This window comes from Chromobacterium sp. FG22 (genome assembly GCF_057809415.1).
This window is the reverse complement of the sequence record NZ_JBMDJX010000021.1, coordinates 29,349-53,417: the sequence shown is the minus strand read 5'-3', so window position 1 is coordinate 53,417 and position 24,069 is coordinate 29,349. Positions and strand designations below refer to the sequence as shown.

The window sequence follows — 24,069 nt, the reverse complement described above, 5'->3', positions numbered from 1 at the left end:
AATCTATAAAATGGGTAGCAATGCGGGCTGACGCAAAGACCACACGAACAATTTTACTGCAAACAACAGGGTGATCTGCAAACTGTGTTTATGCAGTTAACCCGCACTATAGAAACGCTGCAATCCCATGTCAACTTGAGGCGCCACAGATTGCGAGCAATCCGTTGCAAAAAAACGTCAAAAAAAGCGTTTTTTTTCAGCCTCTGTCTCGCATAAGCCACACATTACACCGATGTGACGCGCCTACGAAACAGTGGCAGCGGGTTCAGCACGGTAGCCTGATAGTTTTCGCTAAAAGTATTGAAACCATCCAGCGAAGATTCCAGTGTCTTGCCGTCCTTGATGGCAAATGCATCAAAACCAACTTGCGCCATGGAATGCAGCAAGTCTTGCCAGACATCCCCGATCGCCCGCAGTTCCCCGCGATAGCCGTAGCGCTCGCGCAGCAAGCGCGCATGACTGTAGCCGCGCCCGTCGGTGAAGGCCGGAAAATCGACGGCGATCAGCTCCAGCTCTGGCAAATCGGCCAGTAGCCGCGCCGGATCGTCCTCCGGTCCCAGCCAGACGCCCACCCGCGCCGCATGGCTGCGCCAGAACGCGCGTCGTTCCAGCCAATCGGACAGCGGCACGATCACATTGCCGCCCGCGGCGGTTTCCGGCAACTGGCCGTTTTCATCCTGGCGCAGCAGATTCCAATCGTCGGGCCGGACTTGTCCCTGTTTAATGATGTTTGGCATACACCCGCTCCTTGAAGGGTTCGATGCCGATGCGGCGCACGGTTTCGATGAAGCGCTCGCCCGGACCGCGTTGCTCCAGATAGACGCTCATGATGGTGGTGAAGGCCTTGGGCACGTCGGCCTGGGCGAACGAGGGCCCGATCACCTTGCCTATGCTGGTGGCGCTGCCCTGGCTGCCGCCCAGCGTGATCTGGTACCACTCTTCCCCGTTTTTATCCACGCCCAGAATGCCGATATTGCCAATGTGATGGTGGCCGCAGGCATTCATGCAACCGGAGAAATTGCAGTCGATGTCGCCGAGGTCGTAGAGATAGTCCATGTCCTCGAAGGTTTGCTGGATGGCCTCGGCCACCGGAATCGAGCGCGCGTTGGCCAGCGAGCAGAAGTCGCCGCCCGGACAGCAGATGATGTCGGTGAGCAGGCCGATATTGGGAGTGGCGAAGCCGTGCTGGCGCGCCAGCTGCCACAAGGCGTGCAAATCCTTTTCCGGCACGTCCGGCAGCACCAGGTTCTGTTCATGGGCGACGCGCAGTTCGCCGAATCCGAAGCGCTCGGACAATTCCGCCGCCGCGTCCATCTGTTCCGCGCTGATGTCGCCGGGCGGCACGCCGGCGCGTTTCAGCGACAGCACGACCGAGCGATAACCCGGCCGCTTGTGAGCGCGGGTATTGCGCTCCGCCCACCGGGCGAAGCCTTTGTCTTCTTCCAGCCAGGTCCGCAGCTCGGGCGGATTGGCCGGCAGCGTCTGATACGGCGGATCGGTGAAAAAGCTGGCGTAGTGCGCAACGTCCTCGTCGCGCAGCGTGGCCGGGCCGCCCTTGATATGCAGCCATTCGTCCTCCACCTTGGCGGCGAAGCCCTCCACCGTCATCGCCTTGACCAGGATCTTGATGCGCGCCTTGTATTTGTTGTCGCGGCGGCCGAAGCGGTTATAGACCCGCAGCACTGCGTCCAGATAGGTCAGCAGATGCGGGGTGGGCAGAAAACCCTTGACCACGTCGCCGACGATGGGCGTGCGCCCCAGTCCGCCGCCCACCATCACGCGGAAACCGACTTCGCCGGCCTCGTTGCGCACCACGTGCAGGCCGATGTCGTGCACGCGGGTGGCCGCGCGGTCTTCCACGCTGCCGGACACCGCGATCTTGAACTTGCGCGGCAGGAAGGTGAACTCGGGGTGCAGCGTGCTCCACTGACGGATGATCTCGCACCAGGGGCGCGGATCCAGCAGCTCGTCGCCGGCCACGCCGGCGAAGGCGTCCGTGGTGGTGTTGCGCACGCAGTTGCCGGAAGTCTGGATCGCGTGCATTTCCACCGTGGACAGCTCTTCCAGGATATCCGGCACCCGCGCCAGCTCCGGCCAGTTGAACTGGATGTTCTGGCGGGTGGTGAAATGGCCGTAGCCCTTATCGTAGCGGCGGGCGATGTCGGCCAGCTTGCGCAGCTGGCCGCTGCGCAGATGGCCGTAGGGAATGGCGACGCGCAACATGGGCGCGTGGCGCTGCACGTACAGGCCGTTCATCAGCCGCAGCGGGCGAAACTCGTCCTCGCTCAGTTCGCCGGCCAAATAGCGCCGGGTCTGATCTCGGAATTGAACCACGCGCTCGCGCACGATGCGGTGATCGACTTCATCATATTGATACATGGTGCTCTTTCAGGCGGCGCTATGCCGGGCGTTTCAACGGGCTGGCCTTGACGTGCAGGCCGCATTCCTTGGAATCGGGGTTTTCCCACCACCAGCGGCCGGCGCGGACGTCCTCGCCCACCGAAATGGCCCGGGTACAGGGCGCGCAGCCGATGGAGGGGTAATGGCGGTCGTGCAGGGCGTTGTAGGGCACTTCGTGCGCGCGCAGATAGTCCCAGACCTCGCCCTCGCTCCAGTCCAGCAGCGGGCTGAACTTTTGCAGGCCGTTGTCGGCGTCGTATTCGCTGACCTGCAGATCCTGGCGCGTCGGCGACTGTTCGCGCCGCAGCCCGGTGATCCAGGCCGAACGCCCGGCCAGCGCGCGCCTTAGCGGCTCCAGCTTGCGCAGCTGGCAACAGGACTTGCGCGCGTCCACGCTGCGGTAAAAGCCGTTGATGCCGTGGAGGGCCACATACTGCTCCACCGCGGCGGACTGCGGAAAATACACGGCGACGGGGTGGCTGGGATAACGCTCTTCCACCCGCTGCATCAGGTCGTAGGTTTCCGCCGGCAGGCGGCCGGTGTCCAGGCTGAAGGCCGCGATGCCCAGGCCCAGGCGGGCGATCAGATCGGTCAGCACCATGTCCTCGGCGCCATAGCTGTTGGCCAGCACGGCGTCCGGATGCTCGGCCGCGATCGTCCTGAGGCAGGCGACGGTGGCGTCCAGTTTTGCTTCCAGGCTCATCAAAGGCTCCAGGCAGGAAATTTCATGACAATCCTACCCAAGCCGCTTATAAACCGAAAAGAATATTGTGTTAGTATTTAATTACTACAGGTTTTATAGAGGATGGCGTCGCATGAAGCTGCAACAACTGCGTTACTTGGTCGAGGTGGCCAAGCAAGGGCTGAACGTCTCGGAGGCCGCGGAAAAGCTGCACACCTCGCAACCGGGCATTTCCAAGCAAATCCGGCTGCTGGAGGACGAGCTGGGCATCCAGGTTTTCATCCGCAACGGCAAGCGGGTGGTCTCGGTGTCCGAGCCGGGCAAGGAGGTGCTGCGCATTTCCGAGCGCATTCTGCGCGAAGCGCAGAATCTGAAACGGGTGGGCGACGAATTCTCCAAGGAGGCGGAAGGCGCGCTGACCATCGCCACCACGCACACCCAGGCGCGCTACGCGCTGCCGCCGGCCATCGCCGAGTTCGTTCGACGTTACCCCAAGGTGAGGCTGTCGATCAAGCAGGGCAGCCCCACCCAGATCTGCGAAATGGTAGTGTCCGGCGAAGCCGACCTCGCCATCGCCACCGAAGGCATCGCCTTGTATAAGGAATTGGCGATGCTGCCCTGCTATGAATGGAACCGCTCCATCGTGGTGCCGGAAGGGCACGAGCTGACCAAGCTGGATCGCCCGTTGACGCTGGCGGACATCGCACGCTACCCCATCGTCACCTACGACTTCGCCTTCGCCGGCCGCTCCAAGATCAACAAGGCCTTCGCCGATCAGGGCCTGGCGCCCAATGTGGTGCTGACCGCGATAGACACCGACGTGATCAAGACCTATGTCAGCCTGGGGCTGGGCATCGGCATCATCGCCAGCATGGCCTACGAGCCGGAGCGCGATATCAATCTGCAGCTGCTGGACGCCGGCCATCTGTTCGAGCCGTCCACCACCAAGATCGGCATCCGCAAGGACGCCTATCTTCGCGGCTTCGCCTACACCTTCATCGAACTGTTCGCGCCCCATCTGCACCGGCGCGAAGTCGAAGCCGCGCTGCTGGCGCGCGACCCGGACAGCGAGGATTGAGCCGCTTCCGGCCAGGCAAAACAAAACGCCCCGATATCGGGGCGTTTTCGCGTACAGGGGCGCCGGATCAGAGCGTCAGGCCGCCTGTCACCTCGATGGCCGCGCCGTTGATGTAGCTGGCCTCGTCGGACGCCAGGAAGGCGTAGACGTTGGCGATCTCGGTCGGGTCGGCCATGCGCCGCATCGGCACCTTGTCTTCCATCGCCTGGATCACTTTTTCCGGCATCGATTGCAGGATGGGAGTGGCGACAAAGCCCGGACACACCGCATTGGCGCGGATGCCCTTCTTGCCGAGCTCCTTGGCCCAGGTCTTGACGAAGCCGATGACGCCGAACTTGGACGCCGCGTAGTTGGTCTGGCCGAAGTTGCCGTAGACGCCCACCACCGAGGACGCGTTCAGGATCACGCCGCCGCCCTGCTCCACCATGGTGTCGATCACCGCGCGGGCACAGTTGTAAACGCCTTTCAGATTGATGTCGATCACCTTGTCGAACTGGTCTTCGGTCATTTTCATCAACTGGGCGTCCATGACGATGCCGGCGTTGTTGACCAGCACGTCGATGCGGCCGCGGCGGTTTTTCAGGTCGGCGACCATGTCGGCGATCTGGCCCTTATTGGTCACGTCCACCTTATAGCCTATGGCTTCGCCGCCGGCCTGCTGCAACTCCTCGACCACCGCGTTGACCGCGTCCAGATTGAGGTCGCAAACGGCGACGACTGCGCCTTCTTTGACGAATTTCTCGGCGGTCGCCTTGCCGATGCCGCTGGCGGCCCCGGTGATGATGGAGACTTTACCTTTCAAGCGCATGGATTTTCCTTACTGACTTTGTAGATGACAGGCAATCCGCCCGGAGGCCGGACTTACAACTCCACCATCGACCACCTATGGCCAAACACCTGTTTTTATTGGTTATTTTCTAAAGCAAAAAAGAAAAGCGGGAGTTTGTGCGCTGCAGCCATTGCAGCGCACAAGACGCACTGCAATATAGCGCACTGACTCCCGCCGGTAAAGCAACTGCTCTACAGGTCAGTTACCGCGTGTAACCGACCAAGAGCCGAGGCTTACTCCAGGCCCTTGCTGGCCAGATAGTCTTCGTAGTTGCCGGTGTAGTAGTCGTAACCGCCCTTGCCGTCCAGTTCCAGCACGTGCGTCGCCAGCGAACTGACGAACTGACGATCGTGGGAAACGAAGACCAGGGTGCCCTTGTACTTCTCCAGCGCCATGTTCAGGGACTCGATCGATTCCATATCCATATGGTTGGTCGGTTCGTCCATGATCATCACATTGGGCTTTTGCAGAATCAGCTTGCCGTACAGCATGCGTCCCTTCTCGCCGCCGGACAGCACGCGCACCGGCTTGCCCACTTCGTCGCCGCCGAACAACAGACGGCCCAGCGTGCCGCGGATCACCTGCTCGTCGTCGCCTTCCTGGCCCCATTCGCGCATCCATTCGGTCAGCGTCATATCGCTGTCGAAATCGGCTTCATGGTCCTGGGCGAAATAGCCGACCTGGGCTTTTTCCGCCCATTTGATCGAACCGCGGTCGGCGCTCAGGCCTTCGGCGAACGGCGCGTTGAAGGCGCCGGCCAGCAGCTTGACCAGCGAGGTCTTGCCCGCGCCGTTGGGGCCGATGACGGCCAGACGGGCGCCGGCTTCCAGGATCAGGCTCAGATCCTTGAACAGCACCTTGGCGTCGTAAGCCTTGTTCAGGTGATCCACCTCCACCGCCTGACGGTGAAGCTTGAACTTGTCGTCCATTTCAAAACGGATGAACGGGTTCTGACGGCTGGACGGCTTCACTTCCACCATTTCGGACTTCAGCTTGTCCACCTGCTTCAGTCGGCTGGTCGCCTGACGCGCCTTGGATTTGTTGGCGGAGAAGCGGGCCACGAACTCCTGCAGTTCCTGGATGCGTTCCTTGGCCTTGCTGTTGGACGACAGCTGACGCTCTCTTGCCTGAGCCGACGCGATCATATAGTCGTCGTAGTTGCCCGGGTAGATGCGGATAGTGTTGTAGTCCAAGTCCGCCATATGGGTGCACACCGAGTTCAGGAAGTGACGGTCGTGCGAAATGATGATCATGGTGGCGTTGCGCTCGTTGAGCACATGTTCCAGCCAGCGGATGGTGTTGATGTCCAGGTTGTTGGTCGGTTCGTCCAGCAACAGGATGTCCGGATTGGAGAACAGGGCTTGCGCCAGCAAGACGCGCAGCTTCCAGCCCGGCGCCACTTCGCTCATCGGGCCGGCGTGCTGTTCCACCGGAATGCCCACGCCCATCAGCAGCTCGCCCGCGCGCGCCTCGGCGGTGTAGCCGTCGTATTCGGCGAACTTGGCTTCCAGTTCGGCCGCGTGCATATAGTCGTCTTCGCTGGCCTCCGGGTTGGCGTAGATGGCGTCGCGTTCGCTCATCGCCGCCCACATCTCGGTGTGGCCCATCATCACCACGTCGATGACGCGCTGATCTTCATAGGCGAACTGATCCTGACGCAGCTTACCCAGGCGCAGACCGTTCTCGATGGCCACCTCGCCGCTGGTCTGCTCCAGGTCGCCACCCAGAATCTTCATAAAAGTGGATTTGCCGGAACCGTTGGCGCCGATCAGGCCGTAACGGTTGCCTTCGCCAAATTTGACGGAAACCTTTTCGAACAAAGGTTTGACGCCAAACTGCATGGTAATGTTGCTTGTGGTAATCACGCTTAGGGATCCTTCAGCCAAATAGCCGTAAGTATCGGAAAAACGTGGGATTCTAGCACAGTGCCGGCGTTTTCCCGAGCCGTCCGTCACGGAAACGCCGCCTACCTTTTGCCAGCATCTGGAATTCCGCTACAATCGTAAGCCTTGTTTTCTATTCCCTGAGATAGGCTGAACTATGCTTACCGGCAGCTTGGTCGCCCTGGTCACCCCGATGTCCGCAGACGGCTCGGTGGACTACGAGGCACTGCGACGACTCGTCGATTTCCATATTGAGAATGGCACCGACGGCATTGTCGCGGTTGGCACCACGGGCGAATCCGCCACATTGAACGTGACCGAGCATATCGCCGTGGTCAAAGCGGTTGTCGAATACGCTGAAGGCCGCGTCAAAGTCGTCGCCGGCGCCGGCGGCAACTCCACGGCCGAAGCGATCGAGCTGAGCCACCTGTCCCAGGAGGTTGGCGCCGATTACGTGCTGTCCGTCGTGCCTTATTACAACAAGCCCACTCAGGAAGGTCTGTACCAGCATTTCAAATCGATCGCCGACGCCAGCAAGCTGCCGGTCATTCTTTATAATGTGCCCGGCCGCACCGTTGCCGACATGAGCAACGACACCGCGCTGCGCCTGGCCGCCCACCCCAACATCGTCGGCCTGAAAGACGCCACCGGCGACATCGGCCGCGCCTGCGATCTGGTCATGCGCGTTCCGGACGGCTTCACCCTTTATTCCGGTGATGACGCCACCGGCATGGCCTTCATGCTGTGCGGCGGCCACGGCGTGATCTCGGTCACCGCCAACATCGCCCCCAAATCCATGAGCGAGCTGTGCAAAGCCGCCACCAGCGGCAACGCCAAGCTGGCTCGCGAGATCAACGACAAGCTGCAAGGCCTGCACAAGCAGCTGTTTATCGAACCCAACCCGATTCCGGCCAAGTGGGCGCTGACGCGGATGAACCGGATTCCCTCCGGCATCCGCCTGCCGCTGACTCCGCTCTCCCCCGACGCGCAAGCGGCCGTGGAAGCGGCGATGAAACAAGCCGACGTCCTTTAACCCTTCCCCTGCCGAAACGATGGGAGACCGCATGAAACGAACCGCGCCCGCCGCGATTCTGCTGGCAACTGGCATTATCGCCGGTTGCAGCTCGCAACAGCCGCTGACCAAAAAGCTGGACTACCAGTCCGACAAGCCCAAAACCGTCAACACTCTGGAAGTGCCGCCGGATCTGACCGCGCCGCAAGTCCAGAACAAATACACCATCCCAGGCGCCGCCAGCGCCGCCGCCCAGGGCGCCAAGACCGACGCGCCGGCGCAACAGCCGGCGGCCGGCAGCTCGGTCGCGCTGAACCAGCTGGACAACGTCAAGATGGAACGCGCCGGCACCCAGCGCTGGCTGGTTGTATCCGGCAAGAGCCCGGAACAGCTGTGGCCCGCGCTGAAAGCCTTCTGGCAGGACAACGGCTTCGTGATCAAGAGCGAAGACCCGGCCGTGGGCGTGATGGAAACGGATTGGGCGGAAAACCGCGCCAAACTGCCCAACGACGGCCTGCGCAAGCTGCTGGAAACCGTCGGCCTCGGCAGCGTCTACTCCACCGGCGAGCGCGACAAGTTCCGCATTCGTCTGGAAAAGACCGCCAACGGCACGGAAGTTTACTTCTCCCACCGCGGCATGGAAGAAGTCTATGCCGACACCACCAAGACCAATACCATCTGGCAGCCGCGCGCCACCGACCCGGGCCTGGAAGCCGAGTTGCTGGGCCGCTTCATGATGAATCTGGGCATGGCGGAAGATAAAGCCCGCGAACAGGTCAAGCAGACGCTGAGCGCGCCGGCCAAGCCGCAAACCCCCATCGTAGACGGCCAGTTGCTGCTCAGCGACGAGTTCGACCGCGCTTGGCGCCGCGTCGGCCTGGCGCTGGACCGCGTCGGCCTGGTGGTCAGCGACCGCGACCGTTCCCAGGGCGTTTACTTCGTCAAACCGGCCAAGAGCGAAACCGACAAGAACGAGTCCGGCGGCTTCTGGTCCGGCCTCGCCTTCTGGAAGAGCGACGACGGCAAATCCGCCAAACCCACGGAGCAGGAATACCGCGTGCAGATCAAGGAAACCGCGCCCGGCTCCAGCACGGTGTCCATCCAGGACAAACAAGGCAAGCCGCTGTCGGACGCCTTCAGCAAGGCCGCGCTGTCCAAGCTGCAAACCGAGCTGCAATAAGACGCGAAATCAACGCGTCCCAAAAGATAAAGCCCGCTGTCGCGGGCTTTTCTTTGCGCCTTGTTTTCCCAATGGCCGGTCAATGAATCCGGCCATCCGTTATCAGGCGAAATGTAACGCTTTGTAGCGAACAGACAATTGTGTTGTTTTCATGTTGCAACACCCCTTGTTCCATTTGCTACAGATACAAAAAAACCGGCCATAGCCGGTTTTTTTGTCGCAGGCCAAGAATTACTTGGCAGCGGAAGCCTCAGCAGCCGGAGCGGAAGCAGCAGCCGGAGCGGAAGCTTCAGCAGCCGGAGCGGATGCCGGAGCGGCAGCCGGAGCGGATGCTTCAACAGCAGGAGCGGAAGCTTCAGCCGGAGCTTCAGCTTTCTTACCGCAAGCGGACAGGGCTACAGCCAGCAGGGCAGCAACGAGGAGCGACTGTTTCATTTTTTCATTACCTTTGAGGATAAGTTGAACAAGACGTCAGTTATCGCACGGTCTTCGAAATAAGCCGGGCGACTGAAAATCCATCAGTGCGCAAATTGTATCACGAAAAAAAAGGCTGTATAGGGGGCAAAATTCCAAAAAAACACCTTTGCCCATAATCCTCTTCCGCAAAGCAGCATAGCCACAAAAACGGGCGTTTACCCCTGTCGTTGAGGCCAGAATTTGTCGATATCACTTGCGCATCCGAACAATTTCTGTGGTTATTTTGCTACATTCGTCGCCAAATGCCAATAGCCTGCCAGGTATCCCTCGTACAAACATTCCTGCATGCCAGGCCCAAGCGCCGCGCCGGCAATGCTCCTGGCATTGGCGAAGGCGCGCCAAGCGGCGAAATCCTCTTCCGCGGCCTCCAGTTTCTCGCCGTTGCAATAGAAACTGTCGCCGCAGAACAGGATCTGGCTCTTGCGGTCCAGTTCCAGTCCGCGCAATGTCGCTTCGCTCTCGAATTCGGCCTCATCCAACTCCTCTTCCGGCGCGTCGTAAAATACATGCGCCTTGGGTTCGGTCAGATAGTGGCCCAGGAAGTCCCCCACCGCGGCCTTGTCCCAACGGATCTGCTCCAGCAGACGGCTGACCTGCTCCACCATCTCGTCGCCGATCCGCGCCGGGTCCTGCTGCAGCTTGAGCTCGGGATCGGCGTACACGCCTTCCGCGCAGATGCGGTCCTGCAGATGCACCAGGAATTGCGTCGCCAGTTCCTGCGCCGGCGGCGCGCGGAAGCCGATCGAATAAGTCATGCCCGGGTCCAGCGCCACGCCGTGATGCGCGCACTTGGGCGGCAGATAGAGCATGTCGCCGTGCTCCAGCACGAACTCCTGCTCGCAACGGAAGTCCTTCAGCACCCGGATCGGCGCGTCTTCGATGAAGTCGTCGTCGTGCTGGGTGGAGATCTGCCAGCGCTTGCGCCCGCCCACTTGCAAGAGGAACACGTCGTAGGCGTCGAAATGCGGCCCCACGGTGCCGCCCGGCGGCGCGTAGCTAATCATCAGATCGTCCAGCCGCGCGTAGGGAATGAAATTGAAACGCCACAGCAGCTCGTCGATATGCGGCAGATGCTGGTTGACCCCCTGCACCAGCAAGGTCCAGTCCGTTTCCGGCAGCCGGCGGAAACGCGCCGGGCGGAACGGACCGCGCTCCAGGCTCCAGCGGCCGTTGCGGCATTCAATCAGACGCGACTCCGCGTCTTCGCGGGTCGCCAGTTGCGACAGCACCGAAAAATCCGCCAGCGGCCCCACCTCGGTCAGGGCGCCGCGGATCAGCAAAGGCTTCTTGTGCCAGTACTCGGCGAGGAACTGTTCGGGCGACATCCCGCCCAGCAAAGTTGTTGTGTTCATGGCAGTTTCACGGGCTGAAACGCCCGGCAATGGTTTACAATATGGGATGCGCGCAATTGGCGGCGCATCTGAAAATCGTTTTCGATGGCCGGCTTGCGCCGCCATCCGCTTTATTTACCTTCCTTCACGGATCCGCACTCATGCAAATCTCCAAAAACACCGTCGTGACCCTCCACTACGAGATGTTCGACGCTGACAACAACCTCCTCGACAAGACCGAAGAGCCGATCAGCTATCTGCACGGTGGCTACGACGGCATCTTCCCGCTGGTGGAAGAAGCTTTGGAAGGCAAGGCCGTTGGCGACGCCATCGACGTCAAGATGACGCCGGACGACGCTTTCGGCGACCCGGAAGAAGAACTGATCCGCTTGGAAGACCTGGACGTGTTCCCGGCTGACGTCGAAGTCGGCATGATGTTCGAAGCCGACGATCCGGAAACCGGCGACGTGCTGCTGTTCCGCGTCACCGACATCGCCGACGGCAAGGCCGTGGTCGACGCCAACCACCCGCTGGCCGGCCAGAGCATCCGCTTCACCGCCAAGGTAGTGGAAATCCGCGCCGCCAGCGCCGATGAAGTCAGCCATGGTCACGCCCACGGCGAGCACGGCCACCACCATTGATCAGGCATCCGGCCCTGCCGGCACCGGCGTTATTGTAATGCTTTTGCCGGCGCGCCGGCCTGATTTCGACAAAGGCGGCCCATTGGGCCGCCTTTGTCATGCCTGAGCGCGAACGCTCCGGCGCTATCCCAAGCGCGCGCGCCGCCAGCGCCAACAACCCGCGGCCAGCACCAGCGCGCACACCGCCAGCCTCAGACCGTATTCCTCATGGCTGCCCGGCTTGTACAACAGCCACAGCAACTGCAGCGCCAAGGCCGGCAGCATCAGCGACTGCAGCCTCGCACTCAAGCCCGCCGGCCATCCCCGAGGCCAGGCCCAGCGGCAAGCGGCGCTCATGGACGCCCATCCCAGCAAGGCGCCCACCGTCACATCCAGCGGCCAGTGCACGCCTATCGCCAAGCGCGACAGCATCACCAAGGCCACGGCCGCCGTCAGCAAGGCTCCGCGGCGCAAGACGCCTGAATAATAAAGAAAGCTCGCCAGCGTGGCGGATGCCATCGCATGGCCGGAGGGGAAGGAGCCGTTGCCGGGCAAATCGTCCAGCAATTGCACCGAGCCCGGCGGCAGCGCCAACGGCGGTCGCGGCACGGCGAAGCCCGCCTTGAGCACGATGGCCAGAAACACGCCGACGCCGCAGCCCACCAACAAGGCCGGCAGCTTGTCCGGCCGCCGCCAGCTCAAGGCCAGCAGCAGGGCCAGCACCGTGGGCCAGTCGCCCAGCACGCTCAACAGACGCCAGAACGCGCCGGGCGCGACGCGGCCGGCCTCATGCAGGATCAGAAACAATTCTCGATTGAAATCCGGGGACACTGCCAGCAGGACAGCCAGCGGCGATAACAACAACGCCGGCCACAGCCGGCGCAAACAGGACAACTTAAACCACATCAGTCAGCTTTCATCGTTGCAAGGGTGATTCGATCCAGACCCGCCAGATCGACAATGGTTTCCACTTGCAGCAAACCCGCGTCGGCGAAAAGCCCTCGCACCGCCGCGCCCTGGTCGTAGCCGTGCTCGACGATCAAGCCGCCGCCCGGCGCCAGCCGTCGCGGCGCGTCGGCGGCGATGGCGCGCAGACAGTCCAGCCCATCGGCCTCGTCGGTCAGCGCCATCCGCGGCTCGAAACGCACATCCCCCTGCCCCAGGTGTTCGTCGTCACGCTGTATATACGGCGGATTGGACACGATGAGATCGAAGACCGCGTTCTCGGGCAAGGCTTGATACCAGCTGCCCTGATAAAAATCGACGTGCGCGCCCAGGCGTTCCGCGTTGCCGCGCGCGATGGCCAGCGCCTCCGGCGACAGATCAACGGCGCAGACCCGCCATGCCGGCGCCTCCAGCGCCAGCGTCGCGGCGATGGCGCCGCTGCCGGTACCCAGGTCGACGACGCGGGCGGCGCGGTCGCCAAACCGCTGCAAGGCCGCCTCGATCAAGTGCTCGGTTTCCGGCCGGGGGATCAATACCTGCGGGCCCACGGTGAAATCGCGGCCGTAGAATTCTCGCCGGCCGATCAGATAGGCCACCGGCTCGCCGGCGGCGCGCCGGGCGGCCAGCGCGCGGAAACACGCCTCCTGTTCCGCGCTCAGCGTCTGTTCCGGGTAGGCCGCGATGCGGGCGTGAGTCAGCTCCGGCGCCGCCTGCTGCAACAACATGCGGGCTTCCAGGCGGGGCAAGGGGTATAGGCGCAGCGCCTCGGCTATCGTCAGCATGGTCGTCACAACAGGAACAGGGTGGCGAGACCCAGGAAAATGAAAAAGCCGCCGGAGTCGGTGCAGGCGGTGATCAGCACGCTGGAGCCCAGCGCCGGGTCGCGGCCGGAGCGCTGCATCAGGCAGGGAATCAACACGCCCATGGTGGCGGCCAGCATCAGATTGAGCAGCATCGCGCCCAGCATCACCAGACCCAGCGAAAAGCTGCCGTACAGCAGCCAGGCCACGCTGCCTATCACCCCGCCCCACAGCACGCCGTTGATCATGCTGACTCGCAACTCCTTGCGCCACAAGCGCCAGGCCTGGCTCAGCTGCATCTGCCCCATGGCCAGCGCCCGCACGATCATGGTGATGGTTTGATTGCCGGAGTTGCCGCCGATGCCGGCGACGATGGGCATCAGCGCGGCCAGGGCCACCAATTGGGAAATGGAGTGTTCGAACACGCCGATCACCCGCGAGGCGATGAAGGCGGTGCACAGATTGATCGCCAGCCAGGCCCAGCGGTTCTTCACCGAGTCGATCACCGGCGCGAACAGGTCTTCTTCCTCTTTCAAGCCGGCCAGATTCAGCACTTCGCTGTCGGATTCCTCCCGGATCACGTCCACCATCTCGTCCACGGTCAGCCGGCCGATCAGCTTGCCGGCCTCGTCCACCACCGGCGCGGTGATCAAGTCGTAGCGCTCGAAGGCCAGCGCCGCGTCGGCGGCGTCCTCGTCCGGGCTGAAGCTGACCAGCTCGGTGGCCATCACTTCGGCCACCAAGGCGTCGGGGTCCGACACCAGCAGTTTGCGGATGGACAGCACGCCCTTGAGCAGGCCCAAGTCGTCGATGACGAAGATTTTGTCGGTATGCGCCGGCAGTTCGTCGAAACGGCGCAGATAGCGCAGCACCACTTCGCAGCTGACGTCGGCGCGAATCTTGACCAGGTCGAAGTCCATCAGCGCGCCGACCTTGTCCTCGTCGTAGGACAGCGCGGATTGCAGCTGGGCGCGCTCTTCCTCGTCCAGGCCGCCCATCACTTCGTACACCACCTGGCGCGGCATGTCCGGCGCCAGTTCGGCCAGTTCGTCGGCGTCCAGTTGCTCGGCGGCGTTGACCAGCTCGCCGTGCTCCATCACTTCGATCAGCGATTCCCTGACCGCGTCGGACACTTCCAGCAGGATGGCGCCGTCGCGCGCGCCGCCCACCTGGTCCCAGACCAGCAGGCGGTCTTCCAGCGGCAAGGCTTCCAGGATATGGGCGACGTCGGCCGGGTGCAGCTGCTCCAGCTTCAGCCGCAGCGCTTCCAGATTGTAATGCGGGGCCAGCGGGTCCGTCGGCGGCTCGGACGCCTCCTGACGGGATACAAGATCTTCCAACTGCCGCTGGCGCTCGATCAGGCGCTGCACCAGGGCCAGGCTTTCTTGCAGACGATCGGCGGATTGTTGCTTGAAGGCAACCGTCATGCACGTCTCCTTCCGCCCAGATGGCGCGCGCGGCGCGGGCGGTCTGAGGCGGGCGTTATTCTCTAACGGTAAATCGGGATTGGATTACGGGGTAACTGGGTAAGTCCATTGCGTAGCCGCCATGCCTCGCGCATGGCGCACTCAAAGAAAGTCGCGATTGTAACATGCCGCCTGCGCCGCTCCAATCCGGCCCCCGGGCGCTCACGGCAGTTCCACATAGCCCATTCGCCGCTGGATGATGCGGGTCTTGCGCGCCAGGCCCGGCGCGCCGCGATGGCTGTCGTAATAGCGCGGATTGGGCACCATCGCCGCCAGCTTGGCCGCCTGCGACGAAGACAGCCGCGCCGCGCTGGAGCGGTAGTAATAGCGCGAGGCCGCCTCCGCGCCGAAAACCCCGTTGCCCCACTCGATCACGTTCAGGTAAATCTCGAAAATGCGCCGCTTGTCCAACACCGTTTCCAGCATCACCGTGATCAAGGCTTCCTCCACCTTGCGCCACGGCGTCTTGCTGCTGGACAGGAACAAATTCTTGGCCAGCTGCTGGCTGATGGTGGAGCCGCCGGCGACGATCTTGCCCTTCTTCAGGTTTTTTTCGAAAGCGGCCTCGATGCCGTCCCAATCGAAACCTTCGTGATCGACGAACTTGGCGTCTTCCGACGCGATCAGCGCGCGCTTCAGATTGGGCGAGATCTGCTCGTAACTCACCCATTTGTGGCGCAGCTCCGCCTCGGGGTCGTCCTGCTGCAGCTTGGCCAGCTGTTCGTTCATGAAGGCGCTGGCCGACGGGTTGTGGCCACGCCAATAAACGATATGGCCGAAGATCCACAGGTTATACAGCAGAAAGGCGGCCATCAGGGCCGCCAGTACTTTCAGGAAGAGACGCATCATCTGACTCGCGAAGCGAGCCCCCTCGCAGGGCAAGGGGGATTGGGATTCAAACCGCGGGAGGGAAAAGCGACGCCTTGTTGATGGGTCCGGACCCGCCGGACCCGGCGAGCGTCAGGCCAGCACTTCCCGCAGCATATTGGTCACCTTGCGGGTGGCCGGCTCCACGCCGCGCCAGATGGCGAAGGACTCCGCCGCCTGCTCCACCAGCATGCCCAGGCCGTCGGCCAGCATGCCGGCGTTTTCCGCCTGCGCGCGTTGCAAGAAAGGCGTCAGGCCCTTGCTGTACACCATGTCGTAAGCCAGGGTGCGCGCGGTGAACAGGCCGTAGGGGATGGGCGGCAATTCATTGCTGAGGCTGGTCGAGGTGGCGTTGATCACGATGTCGAAGCTGCGGCCCTTCAATTGCTCGTAGCCTATGGCCTCCACCTTGCCCCAGGGCGCGAAGTGATGCGCCAGCGCCTCGGCCTTGATCAGCGTGCGGTTGGCGATGGTCAAGGAGGCCGGCTTTTGCGCCAGGATGGGTTCCAGCACGCCGCGCACCGCGCCGCCCGCGCCCAGGATCAGCACCTTGGCGCCGGCGATCGGGTAGTCCAGATTGTCCACGATGTCGCGCACCAGGCCCACGCCGTCGGTGTTGTCGCCGTAGATCTTGCCGTCGCGGAAGCACAGGGTATTGACCGCCTCCGCCGCGCGGGCGCGCTCGGTCAGCTCATTGGCGAAACGGTAGGCGTCGCCCTTGAACGGCAGCGTGATATTGAGGCCCTTGCCGCCTGCGGAGACGAACTCGGCCACCACCTCGTTGAAACGCCCCAGTTCGGCGAACAACTTGTCGTAAGCGATATCCTGGCCGGTGGCCGTCGCGAATTCGTTATGGATGAACGGCGACTGGCTGTGCGAAACAGGGTTGCCGATAACGGCGTAACGGTCGGTCATGAGTCAGCTTTCCAAGATTTGGCTATGTTTTCGGTATTCGGATAGAGAGTGGCTAACAAAGCCCCGGCGCCGCGTCGCGCTTGGCTTTGTTGGCGGCTCTCGTCGCGTCCGCGCCGCCCTGCCGGCGGCGCTATGACACTTTGCCGTGGAATACGCCAAACTTCAACCACGACGTCACCGCGCCGGCCCCGGCTCAGCCTTGTTGCCAGGGCAGGCCGCGCGCTTTCCAGCCGCCCACGGTGTTGCGGTGGCCGTCGGCGTCCTTGTCGCCCTCAAACCCCTCCAGCACGTTGTAGGCTTCGGTGTAACCGGCGGCGGCGGCCATGCGCGCCGCTTCGTCCGAGCGCACGCCGGAACGGCACATCAGCATCAGCACGCCGTCCTTGGGCAGCATGTCCTGCAATTGCTCGATGAAACGCGGATTGGGCTGCATGCCGGGAAAGCTCCGCCACTCCAGCCGCTGGGCATAGGGCACCACGCCGACGAACTGCCATTCCGCCGCGCTGCGCACGTCCAGCAGCACCGCTTCCGGCATCGCCTGCTTCAGCTGGTGCGCTTCCTGCGGCGTCAAGGCGCCGCGATAGGGCAAGCCCTGTTCTTCCGCCCGGCGCTGCGCCTGTTGCAATAGCCGCGTCATCTGATCCATGCAAGCTCTCCCCGCGGCCCGGCCGCCTTGTCGAACCGCCGACACCCCTTGACGCTGCGCCGGCCGGCCTCAGCGTCTTAGCGGGGTTTTGTCAGCCGCTCTCGTTACCTTATATACGGAATATACGGATTATCCATATCGACGAAGACGGCCGCAATGCCGTCAACGCCCTGTTTTGGTGCATAAGCCGAATCCAGGCACCACCCTGGTTCATTCAACTCCGCTAGCGCCCGGTTTTGGGCTATGACACAATGGAATCTCAGCGATTTCATAGCTGGCACGCTTAATGCTTAAGAGCCTGCCATCCACTCATTCGCACATGATGCATGTAGCCTTTCAGGAGAAAACCATGGCGGTTGCAGACGTAGTCAAGCTGATTACCGAAAATGATGTCAAGTTCATCGACCTGCGCTTTACCGATACCCGCGGCAAAGAACAACACGTGTCGATTCCGGCCCATGTGCTGCTGGACGATCCGGACGCATGGTTCGAACACGGCCACGCTTTCGACGGTTCCTCGATCGCGGGCTGGAAAGGCATCCAGGCATCCGACATGCTGCTGATGGCCGACCCGGCCACCGCCCGCATCGACCCGTTCTACGACGAACCCACCGTCTTCCTGCACTGCGATGTGATCGATCCGGCCGACGGCAAGGGCTACGACCGCGACCCGCGCTCCATCGCCAAACGCGCCGAAGCCTATCTTAAGGCTTCCGGCCTGGGCGACACCGCCTATTTCGGCCCGGAACCGGAATTCTTCATCTTCGACAGCGTGACCTGGGGCACAGACATGTCCGGCTGCTTCGTCAAGATCAAGGCCGAAGAAGCCGCCTGGGCTTCCGCCGAAGAGTTCGAAGGCGGCAATATGGGCCACCGCCCGGGCATCAAGGGCGGTTACTTCCCGGTGCCGCCGGTGGATTCCTCGCAAGACATCCGCTCCGCCATGGTGCTGCTGCTCGAAGAGCTGGGCATCCCGGTGGAAGTGCACCACCACGAAGTGGCCACCGCCGGCCAGAACGAGATCGGCACCAGGTTCAGCACCCTGACCCAGCGCGCGGACTGGACCCAGATCCTGAAATACGTGGTGCACAACGTGGCCCACAGCTACGGCAAGACCGCCACCTTCATGCCCAAGCCCATCGTCGGCGACAACGGCTCCGGCATGCACGTGCACCAGTCCATCTGGAAGGACGGCAAGAACCTGTTCGCCGGCGACGGCTACGCCGGCCTGTCCGAAACCGCGCTCTACTACATCGGCGGCATCATCAAGCACGCCAAGGCGCTGAACGCGATCACCAACCCGGGCACCAACTCTTACAAACGCCTGGTGCCGCACTATGAAGCGCCGGTGAAGCTGGCCTACTCCGCCAAGAACCGCTCCGCGTCCATCCGCATTCCGCATGTGGCCAGCCCCAAAGGCCGCCGCATCGAAGCGCGCTTCCCGGACCCCTTGGCCAACCCCTATCTGTGCTTCTCCGCTCTGCTGATGGCCGGCCTGGACGGCATCCAGAACAAGATCCACCCGGGCGACGCCGCGGACAAGAACCTGTACGATTTGCCGCCGGAAGAAGACAAGCTGATCCCGACCGTGTGCGCCAGCCTGGACGAGGCGCTGGCCGCTCTGGACAAGGACCGCGAGTTCCTGACCCGCGGCGGCGTGTTCTCCAATGACTGGATCGACGCCTACATCGAGCTGAAGATGCAGGAGGTCAACCTGACCCGCATGACCACCCATCCGGTGGAATTCGCGATGTATTACTCGCTGTAATACCGGCGCATGGAAAAACGGCAGCCTCCGGGCTGCCGTTTTCATATATGACTTGTCCGGCGGATTTGCATATCATTGCAGAGCTGAAACCCGGAACTCGACACGCCGCCCATGAAAACTCTATCGCTTTGTCTCTTGCTGTTGCTGAGCGCCTCCGCTCACGCCACCGTTTACAAGTACGTGGACAAAGACGGCAACGTCACTTTCACCAATGTGCCGATACGCGGCGCGCAGGCGATCCGGCTCAACCCGCTCTCCTCCTATCCCAGCCAGCACAAGAAAAGCGCCTCCCCCGCCAATAGCAGCGGCGGCAACGGAGACGCCAAGCCCTCCGGCAGCTACCCCAGCGTCGATCCCGGCACCCAGAAGCAGCGCGACAACGGCCGCCGCAAGATCCTGGAACAGGAGCTCGCCAATGAGCAAAAAGCGCTGAGCGAGGCGGAAAAAGCGCTGACCGACGGCAAGGCCACGCGCAACGGCGACGAAACCCGCAATTACCAGAAATACCTGAACCGGGTGCAGAAGCTGCAGGACGAAGTCACCGACCGCCAGAAAAACGTGGAAGCCTTGCGTCGCGAGCTGGGGCAGAACTAGTTTGACGCACCATCATGGTGCATACTGAAAAGAAATGGGCCATTCCCGGGCGCGCGGGCATGGCCCGAATTTTGCTCAGCCTGCGCAAGCCCTCCGCCTCAGCCTACAGGACACACCGCACCATGCCGCCGACCAGCTTTGCCGGACTAGAACTGCTGGACACCCCCGTGCTGATCGTCGACGCCGACGGCGCGCTGCATTTCGTCAATCCCGCATGCGAGAACCTGCTGGCGCTGGGCAGCCGCGAGCTGCGCCGCCACAGCCTGTTCGATCTGTTCCAGCCCTGCCCGGCGCTGCGCCAGGCGCTGTCCACCGCGCTGCGCCACAACGCCAGCTTCATCGAGCACGATCTGGAACTGATCCCGCAGCACAGCGAGCAGGCGCTGCACATCGCGCTGTCGGTGGCGCCGGTGGACGCGGACGGCGGACTGGCGCTGATCGAACTGCGGCCGCTGGATCAGCAGTTGAAGATCGCCAACGAGGAACGGCTGCTGCTGCAACACCAGGCCAATCGGGAGCTGATCCGCAACCTGGCGCATGAGATCAAGAACCCGCTGGGCGGCATCCGCGGCGCGGCACAATTGCTGGAGCACGAGCTGCTGGACCGCCCGGAGCTGAAGGAATACACCGCGGTGATCAAGGAGGAGGCGCTGCGGCTGCAATCGCTGGTCGACCGGCTGCTGGCGCCGCACCGCAGCCATGTGCGCGGCGAGATCAATATCCACGAAGTGCTGGAACGCGTGCGCAGCATCGCCCTGGCCGAATATCCGCAGGGCCTGCAGATTCGCCGCGACTACGACACCAGCCTGCCCCAGCTGGTGGCCGACAAGGAACAGCTGATCCAGGTGGCGCTCAACATCGTCAAGAACGCCGTTCAGGCGATGAAGGGCCGCGGCCAATTGATTCTGCGCACCCGGGTGGCGCGCCAGGTGACGCTGGCGCGCAAACGCCACACCCTGGCATTGAAATTGCAGATCATCGACGACGGTCCCGGCATCCCCGACGAGATCAAGGACCATATTTTCTACCCGCTGGTCACCGGCCGCGCCGAAGGCACCGGTCTGGGGCTGACCCTGGCCCAGGCCTTCGTCCACCAGCACGGCGGCAATATCGAATTCGACTCCCGGCCGGGACAGACCTGCTTCACCGTGACCTTGCCTTTCGCCACGGACTGAGCGGACCCGCCCACCCCAAACACATTGCCGCCGCCCGCTCACGCCGGCGGCGCCGAGCACAAGGATTTCGCGATGAACCAAGCGGTATGGATTATTGACGACGACAAGGCGATACGCTGGGTGCTGGAAAAGGCGCTGGGGCGCGCCGGCATCGGCTTCGACAGCTTCGCCAGCGCCGACGACGCGCTGAACGCGCTCTACGACCGCGCCCCGCAAGTCATCATTTCGGACATCCGCATGCCGGGCACCGACGGGCTGAAATTCCTGTCCAAGGTCAAGTCCGAGCACCCGACGCTGCCCGTCATCATCATGACCGCGCACTCCGATCTGGACTCCGCAGTGGCGGCCTTCCAGGGCGGCGCCTTCGAATACCTGCCCAAACCCTTCGACGTCGATCAGGCGGTGCTGCTGATCGAGCGCGCGCTGGCGGAAAGCCGGCCGGACATCGCGGTCAGCGATCATCCGGAAGCGATGCCGGTGCTGCTGGGCCAGGCACCGGCGATGCAGGACGTGTTCCGCGCCATCGGCCGGCTGTCCCAGTCCAACGTCACCGTGCTGATCACCGGCGAATCCGGCACCGGCAAGGAGCGCGTGGCCGAGGCCCTGCACCGCCACTCGGTGCGCGCGGGCAAACCCTTCATCGCGCTGAACACCGCCGCCATTCCCAAGGACTTGCTGGAGTCGGAACTGTTCGGCCATGAAAAAGGCGCGTTCACCGGCGCGCAAGCCACCCGTCGCGGCCGCTTCGAGGAGGCCGAGGGCGGCACCCTGTTCCTGGACGAGATCGGCGACATGCCCACCGAGCTGCAAACCCGGCTGCTGCGCGTGCTGTCCGACGGGCACTTCTACCGCGTCGGCGGCCACACCCCGATCAAGGCCAATGTCCGCGTCATCGCCGCCACGCATCAAAACCTGGAACAGCGCGTGCGCGACGGCCAGTTCCGCGAAGACCTCTACCACCGCCTGAACGTAATCCGCCTGCGGCTGCCGCCGCTGCGCGAACGGCGCGAGGACATCCCGCTGCTGGCCCGCCACTTCCTGGCCAAGAGCGCCACCCAGCTGGGCGTGGAACCCAAGCGGCTCAGCGACGCCGCCATGGACGTGGTCAAGCACAGCCTGTTCTCCGGCAATGTCCGCGAACTGGAAAACCTGTGCCAGTGGATCAGCGTGATGGCGCCCGGCCAGACCGTGGAAGTGGCCGATCTGCCGCAGGAACTGCGCGACCCGGCCGCCGGCGCGCGCCATGCCGGCGGCGCGGAAGCGGGACAGCTTGACTGGCCGCAGCTGCTGGCCGAAGAGGTCAGCCGCCGCCTGCGCGCCGGCGAGGCCGGCATCATCGACGAGCTGACCCGGCGCTTCGAAACCAGCTGCATCCGCAGCGGCCTGACCCATACCGGCGGCCGCAAAGTGGAGGCCGCCCACCTGCTGGGCTGGGGCCGCAACACCCTGACCCGCAAGATCCAGGAACTGGGTTTGGAAGCCCATGCCGATGAAAGCCATGACAAGGCCGATCTCGGGCTCATAAAATGAATCCATGATCATTCCGCAAGGACCCGCCCATGTCCAAATCCGCGCTGGCGCTGCTCACCCTGCTGGCCGGCGGGTGGGTCCAAGCCGCTCCCGTCCTGCGCATCGTCGTCGGCAGTGCCGAACCGGCGCCCTTCATCCAACAGACCTCCTCGCAACTGTCCGGCCCCGTCATCGACCTCGCCCGGCAAGCGGCGGAACACTGCGGCCTGCACGCCCAGTTCCGACAGCTGCCGGCGCGACGCCTGCTGCGCAGCTTGGCGCTGAACCAGGCCGACGCCGCCGCCATGCTCTCCTTCCAGACTGACCGCGCCAAGCAGATGCTTTATCCGATGCGCGGCGAGCTGGCGGACAGCCGGCTGAGGCTGACCGCGCTGTCCTACGTGCTCTACGTTCCGCAAGCTTCAACACTGCGTTGGGACGGCCACCGGCTGGACCTGCCCGAGGACGACAGCGTCGGCGTCAATCGCGGCTGGTCGGTCATCCGCGTATTGAAAGCCCGCCGGATTCCCACCGAGGCCGGCGCCGATCTGGAAGAAAATTTCGCCAAGCTGCAGGCGGGCCGCATCGCCGCCTTCGCCATGCACGAACCCGGCGGCGACGCTTACCTGGCGCAACACCCGCAGCTGCGCATGAAAAAGCTGCTGCCGCCGCTGAAGACCGAAAACAGCTATCTGGTGTTCGCCAAGGCTTACGGCCAGGCGCATCCGGAACGCATGCGCTGCGTCTGGAATCAATTGCCGTCGCTGCGCCGGCAATTGGACCTGCCCTAAGAACCGGTTCACAGTCTCGTGAGCAAGGGCGAGACCAGCGGAGAAAGCGGAATCTACTCGTGGCGCATGAGCATGTCGCAGACGGCGCGCAGCCGATCGTAAACCGCTTCCCCGTCAGGCGGCCGCGCCCAGCGGCGTCAGCCCCGGCAAGGTGGCGAAGCTCTGCTCTCTCACCGTGACCAGAAAATCCTGCATATAGGCGAGGCCGCCGTCGTCGCTGCGCACCGCCGCGTACAACTCGCTGCTCAAACCGCTCTCGCCTATCGGCCGCGCCACCACGTAGCCGCGCTCCAGATAGGGCTTGACCGCCCAGTAGGGCAAGGCCGCCACCCCGCGGCGGCTGGCCACCAGCTGGATGATGGCGATGGTCAGCTCGCTGCTGCGCCGCGCCGGGTTGACACTCGCCGGACGCAAAACCTTGCGCACCAGATCCAGCATCTCGTCCGGCACCGGGTAATGGATCAGCGTTTCCCCGGCGAAGTCCTCCGCCAGCCAGCAGCGCTTGTTCGCCAGCGGGTGATCCCGCGCCACGATGCCCACCATCTCATAAGCGAACAGCGGCTGGTAATCGACGCCGGCCTGCGGCTCCGCCTCCGACACGATGGCCAGATCGGCGCGATGGCTCAGCAGCAGGCTGACCGGATCGGTGTGGAAGCCGGACACAATGTCCAGTTCAACGCCCGGCCAATGCTGGCGGAATGCGTCCATCGCCGGCATCAGCCAGTCGAAGCAGGTATGGCACTCCACCGCCACCCGCAACTCGCCGGCCTCCCCCTGGCGCAGCCGCGCCAGATCGCGCTCCGCCGACGCCACCCGGGCGTTCAGGTCGTGCGCCAGCGCCAGCAGCCGCTCGCCGGCGGCGGTGAAGCGCAGCGGCTGGGTCTTGCGCTCGAACAAGCTCATGCCATAGCCCTGCTCCAATTGTTTCAACTGGTGCGAGAGCGCGGACTGGGTCAGGAACAGGCGGCTGGCCGCCAAAGACACGCTGCCGGTTTCGGCCAGCGCCAGCAGGGTGCGCAGATGTCGGATCTCCAGAATGCTCATCATGAATTCATTTCATGTTAACTGGCAAAATAATGAGTTTGTATCATACAACAGCTT

Annotated in this window: 22 protein-coding genes; 9 read left to right on the top strand and 13 right to left on the bottom strand. The window is 63.1% G+C overall.

Annotation, left to right across the window (positions count from 1 at the left end):
* Positions 1 to 224 precede the first annotated feature (224 nt).
* From ACODSD_RS18455 to ACODSD_RS18445, 3 genes are read right to left on the bottom strand one after another with little or no spacing between them, the layout of a single operon-like run.
* Positions 225 to 737: a DUF934 domain-containing protein gene (locus ACODSD_RS18455; RefSeq protein WP_227104416.1), complete on the bottom strand. Its 513-nt coding sequence runs from the start codon at positions 735 to 737 to the stop codon at positions 225 to 227.
* Positions 721 to 2,379 carry a nitrite/sulfite reductase gene (locus ACODSD_RS18450; protein ID WP_488877995.1) on the bottom strand — a complete coding sequence of 553 codons (1,659 nt, stop codon included), beginning with the start codon at positions 2,377 to 2,379 and terminating at the stop codon, positions 721 to 723. The genes ACODSD_RS18455 and ACODSD_RS18450 overlap by 17 nt, the downstream gene beginning before the upstream one ends.
* Before the next feature lie 19 nt (positions 2,380 to 2,398).
* The gene (locus tag ACODSD_RS18445) at positions 2,399 to 3,103 is read right to left on the bottom strand and encodes a phosphoadenylyl-sulfate reductase (RefSeq protein WP_107798516.1); all 705 of its coding nucleotides are present in this window, start codon (positions 3,101 to 3,103) and stop codon (positions 2,399 to 2,401) included.
* 112 nt (positions 3,104 to 3,215) lie between these two features.
* Here ACODSD_RS18445 and cysB point away from each other — a divergent pair, with 112 nt between their 5' ends.
* Positions 3,216 to 4,160: an HTH-type transcriptional regulator CysB gene (gene cysB, locus ACODSD_RS18440; protein ID WP_107798515.1), complete on the top strand. Its 945-nt coding sequence runs from the start codon at positions 3,216 to 3,218 to the stop codon at positions 4,158 to 4,160.
* A gap of 67 nt (positions 4,161 to 4,227) precedes the next feature.
* On the opposite strand, the gene fabG is transcribed toward cysB, so the two are convergent.
* Both fabG and ACODSD_RS18430 read right to left on the bottom strand, forming a co-directional pair.
* On the bottom strand, positions 4,228 to 4,968 hold the full coding sequence (fabG, locus tag ACODSD_RS18435) for a 3-oxoacyl-ACP reductase FabG (protein ID WP_043638508.1): 741 nt from the start codon (positions 4,966 to 4,968) through the stop codon (positions 4,228 to 4,230).
* A 254-nt stretch (positions 4,969 to 5,222) separates the two neighbouring features.
* Positions 5,223 to 6,854 (bottom strand): ABC-F family ATPase, encoded by a 1,632-nt coding sequence (locus tag ACODSD_RS18430; protein WP_107798514.1) that lies wholly within the window; start codon positions 6,852 to 6,854, stop codon positions 5,223 to 5,225.
* Positions 6,855 to 7,029: 175 nt separating this feature from the next.
* Here ACODSD_RS18430 and dapA point away from each other — a divergent pair, with 175 nt between their 5' ends.
* Positions 7,030 to 7,905, top strand: coding sequence for a 4-hydroxy-tetrahydrodipicolinate synthase (dapA, locus tag ACODSD_RS18425; protein WP_488877994.1), 876 nt, complete (start codon positions 7,030 to 7,032; stop codon positions 7,903 to 7,905).
* Positions 7,906 to 7,936: 31 nt separating this feature from the next.
* Positions 7,937 to 9,064 carry an NlpB/DapX family lipoprotein gene (bamC, locus tag ACODSD_RS18420; protein WP_107798512.1) on the top strand — a complete coding sequence of 376 codons (1,128 nt, stop codon included), beginning with the start codon at positions 7,937 to 7,939 and terminating at the stop codon, positions 9,062 to 9,064.
* Positions 9,065 to 9,759: 695 nt separating this feature from the next.
* Here bamC and ACODSD_RS18415 read toward each other — a convergent pair.
* Positions 9,760 to 10,893 carry a ribosomal protein uL16 3-hydroxylase gene (locus ACODSD_RS18415; protein WP_488877993.1) on the bottom strand — a complete coding sequence of 378 codons (1,134 nt, stop codon included), beginning with the start codon at positions 10,891 to 10,893 and terminating at the stop codon, positions 9,760 to 9,762.
* Between the two features lie 140 nt (positions 10,894 to 11,033).
* Here ACODSD_RS18415 and ACODSD_RS18410 point away from each other — a divergent pair, with 140 nt between their 5' ends.
* Positions 11,034 to 11,513 (top strand): FKBP-type peptidyl-prolyl cis-trans isomerase, encoded by a 480-nt coding sequence (locus tag ACODSD_RS18410; RefSeq protein ID WP_107798510.1) that lies wholly within the window; start codon positions 11,034 to 11,036, stop codon positions 11,511 to 11,513.
* 123 nt (positions 11,514 to 11,636) lie between these two features.
* Here ACODSD_RS18410 and ACODSD_RS18405 read toward each other — a convergent pair whose 3' ends face one another.
* From ACODSD_RS18405 to ACODSD_RS18380, 6 genes are all read right to left on the bottom strand, one after another.
* Positions 11,637 to 12,398 carry a phosphatase PAP2 family protein gene (locus ACODSD_RS18405; protein ID WP_488877992.1) on the bottom strand — a complete coding sequence of 254 codons (762 nt, stop codon included), beginning with the start codon at positions 12,396 to 12,398 and terminating at the stop codon, positions 11,637 to 11,639.
* A complete protein-coding gene (gene prmC / locus ACODSD_RS18400) occupies positions 12,398 to 13,216 on the bottom strand; it encodes a peptide chain release factor N(5)-glutamine methyltransferase (protein ID WP_488878002.1) in 819 nt (272 codons plus the stop codon). Before prmC ends, ACODSD_RS18405 begins: the two co-directional genes overlap by 1 nt.
* Before the next feature lie 8 nt (positions 13,217 to 13,224).
* Positions 13,225 to 14,664, bottom strand: a complete 1,440-nt coding sequence (mgtE, locus tag ACODSD_RS18395) for a magnesium transporter (protein ID WP_107798508.1) — start codon at positions 14,662 to 14,664, stop codon at positions 13,225 to 13,227.
* Positions 14,665 to 14,865: 201 nt separating this feature from the next.
* Entirely contained in the window at positions 14,866 to 15,552 is a 687-nt protein-coding gene (gene mtgA / locus ACODSD_RS18390; protein ID WP_199225817.1) for a monofunctional biosynthetic peptidoglycan transglycosylase, read from the bottom strand.
* 111 nt (positions 15,553 to 15,663) lie between these two features.
* Entirely contained in the window at positions 15,664 to 16,485 is an 822-nt protein-coding gene (gene aroE, locus ACODSD_RS18385; protein ID WP_107798507.1) for a shikimate dehydrogenase, read from the bottom strand.
* 193 nt (positions 16,486 to 16,678) lie between these two features.
* Entirely contained in the window at positions 16,679 to 17,131 is a 453-nt protein-coding gene (locus ACODSD_RS18380; RefSeq protein WP_488877991.1) for a rhodanese-like domain-containing protein, read from the bottom strand.
* Positions 17,132 to 17,480: 349 nt separating this feature from the next.
* Here ACODSD_RS18380 and glnA point away from each other — a divergent pair, with 349 nt between their 5' ends.
* The 5 genes from glnA to ACODSD_RS18355 all read left to right on the top strand — a co-directional run bounded on the left by glnA (position 17,481) and on the right by ACODSD_RS18355 (position 22,968).
* Positions 17,481 to 18,899: a glutamate--ammonia ligase gene (gene glnA / locus ACODSD_RS18375; RefSeq protein WP_107798505.1), complete on the top strand. Its 1,419-nt coding sequence runs from the start codon at positions 17,481 to 17,483 to the stop codon at positions 18,897 to 18,899.
* Between the two features lie 111 nt (positions 18,900 to 19,010).
* Complete coding sequence (locus tag ACODSD_RS18370; RefSeq protein ID WP_107798504.1) at positions 19,011 to 19,493, top strand: DUF4124 domain-containing protein; 483 nt, start codon at positions 19,011 to 19,013, stop codon at positions 19,491 to 19,493.
* Between the two features lie 59 nt (positions 19,494 to 19,552).
* Positions 19,553 to 20,668 (top strand): nitrogen regulation protein NR(II), encoded by a 1,116-nt coding sequence (glnL, locus tag ACODSD_RS18365; protein ID WP_488877990.1) that lies wholly within the window; start codon positions 19,553 to 19,555, stop codon positions 20,666 to 20,668.
* Positions 20,669 to 20,740: 72 nt separating this feature from the next.
* Positions 20,741 to 22,198 (top strand): nitrogen regulation protein NR(I), encoded by a 1,458-nt coding sequence (gene ntrC, locus ACODSD_RS18360; protein ID WP_107801688.1) that lies wholly within the window; start codon positions 20,741 to 20,743, stop codon positions 22,196 to 22,198.
* Positions 22,199 to 22,227: 29 nt separating this feature from the next.
* A complete protein-coding gene (locus ACODSD_RS18355) occupies positions 22,228 to 22,968 on the top strand; it encodes a substrate-binding periplasmic protein (RefSeq protein ID WP_488877989.1) in 741 nt (246 codons plus the stop codon).
* A 114-nt stretch (positions 22,969 to 23,082) separates the two neighbouring features.
* On the opposite strand, the gene ACODSD_RS18350 is transcribed toward ACODSD_RS18355, so the two are convergent.
* Positions 23,083 to 24,015, bottom strand: coding sequence for a LysR family transcriptional regulator (locus ACODSD_RS18350; RefSeq protein ID WP_488877988.1), 933 nt, complete (start codon positions 24,013 to 24,015; stop codon positions 23,083 to 23,085).
* Positions 24,016 to 24,069: the final 54 nt, after the last annotated feature.

Excerpts from the sequence above, each read along its gene's own strand:
- ACODSD_RS18455 (WP_227104416.1), bottom strand. The coding sequence starts at position 737 with ATGCCAAACATCATTAAACAGGGACAAGTCCGGCCCGACGATTGGAAT.
- ACODSD_RS18450 (WP_488877995.1), bottom strand. The coding sequence starts at position 2,379 with ATGTATCAATATGATGAAGTCGATCACCGCATCGTGCGCGAGCGCGTG.
- ACODSD_RS18445 (WP_107798516.1), bottom strand. The coding sequence starts at position 3,103 with ATGAGCCTGGAAGCAAAACTGGACGCCACCGTCGCCTGCCTCAGGACG.
- cysB (WP_107798515.1), top strand. The coding sequence starts at position 3,216 with ATGAAGCTGCAACAACTGCGTTACTTGGTCGAGGTGGCCAAGCAAGGG.
- fabG (WP_043638508.1), bottom strand. The coding sequence starts at position 4,968 with ATGCGCTTGAAAGGTAAAGTCTCCATCATCACCGGGGCCGCCAGCGGC.
- dapA (WP_488877994.1), top strand. The coding sequence starts at position 7,030 with ATGCTTACCGGCAGCTTGGTCGCCCTGGTCACCCCGATGTCCGCAGAC.
- bamC (WP_107798512.1), top strand. The coding sequence starts at position 7,937 with ATGAAACGAACCGCGCCCGCCGCGATTCTGCTGGCAACTGGCATTATC.
- ACODSD_RS18415 (WP_488877993.1), bottom strand. The coding sequence starts at position 10,893 with ATGAACACAACAACTTTGCTGGGCGGGATGTCGCCCGAACAGTTCCTC.
- ACODSD_RS18410 (WP_107798510.1), top strand. The coding sequence starts at position 11,034 with ATGCAAATCTCCAAAAACACCGTCGTGACCCTCCACTACGAGATGTTC.
- ACODSD_RS18405 (WP_488877992.1), bottom strand. The coding sequence starts at position 12,398 with ATGTGGTTTAAGTTGTCCTGTTTGCGCCGGCTGTGGCCGGCGTTGTTG.
- mgtE (WP_107798508.1), bottom strand. The coding sequence starts at position 14,664 with ATGACGGTTGCCTTCAAGCAACAATCCGCCGATCGTCTGCAAGAAAGC.
- mtgA (WP_199225817.1), bottom strand. The coding sequence starts at position 15,552 with ATGATGCGTCTCTTCCTGAAAGTACTGGCGGCCCTGATGGCCGCCTTT.
- aroE (WP_107798507.1), bottom strand. The coding sequence starts at position 16,485 with ATGACCGACCGTTACGCCGTTATCGGCAACCCTGTTTCGCACAGCCAG.
- ACODSD_RS18380 (WP_488877991.1), bottom strand. The coding sequence starts at position 17,131 with ATGGATCAGATGACGCGGCTATTGCAACAGGCGCAGCGCCGGGCGGAA.
- glnA (WP_107798505.1), top strand. The coding sequence starts at position 17,481 with ATGGCGGTTGCAGACGTAGTCAAGCTGATTACCGAAAATGATGTCAAG.
- ACODSD_RS18370 (WP_107798504.1), top strand. The coding sequence starts at position 19,011 with ATGAAAACTCTATCGCTTTGTCTCTTGCTGTTGCTGAGCGCCTCCGCT.
- glnL (WP_488877990.1), top strand. The coding sequence starts at position 19,553 with ATGGCCCGAATTTTGCTCAGCCTGCGCAAGCCCTCCGCCTCAGCCTAC.
- ntrC (WP_107801688.1), top strand. The coding sequence starts at position 20,741 with ATGAACCAAGCGGTATGGATTATTGACGACGACAAGGCGATACGCTGG.
- ACODSD_RS18355 (WP_488877989.1), top strand. The coding sequence starts at position 22,228 with ATGTCCAAATCCGCGCTGGCGCTGCTCACCCTGCTGGCCGGCGGGTGG.
- ACODSD_RS18350 (WP_488877988.1), bottom strand. The coding sequence starts at position 24,015 with ATGATGAGCATTCTGGAGATCCGACATCTGCGCACCCTGCTGGCGCTG.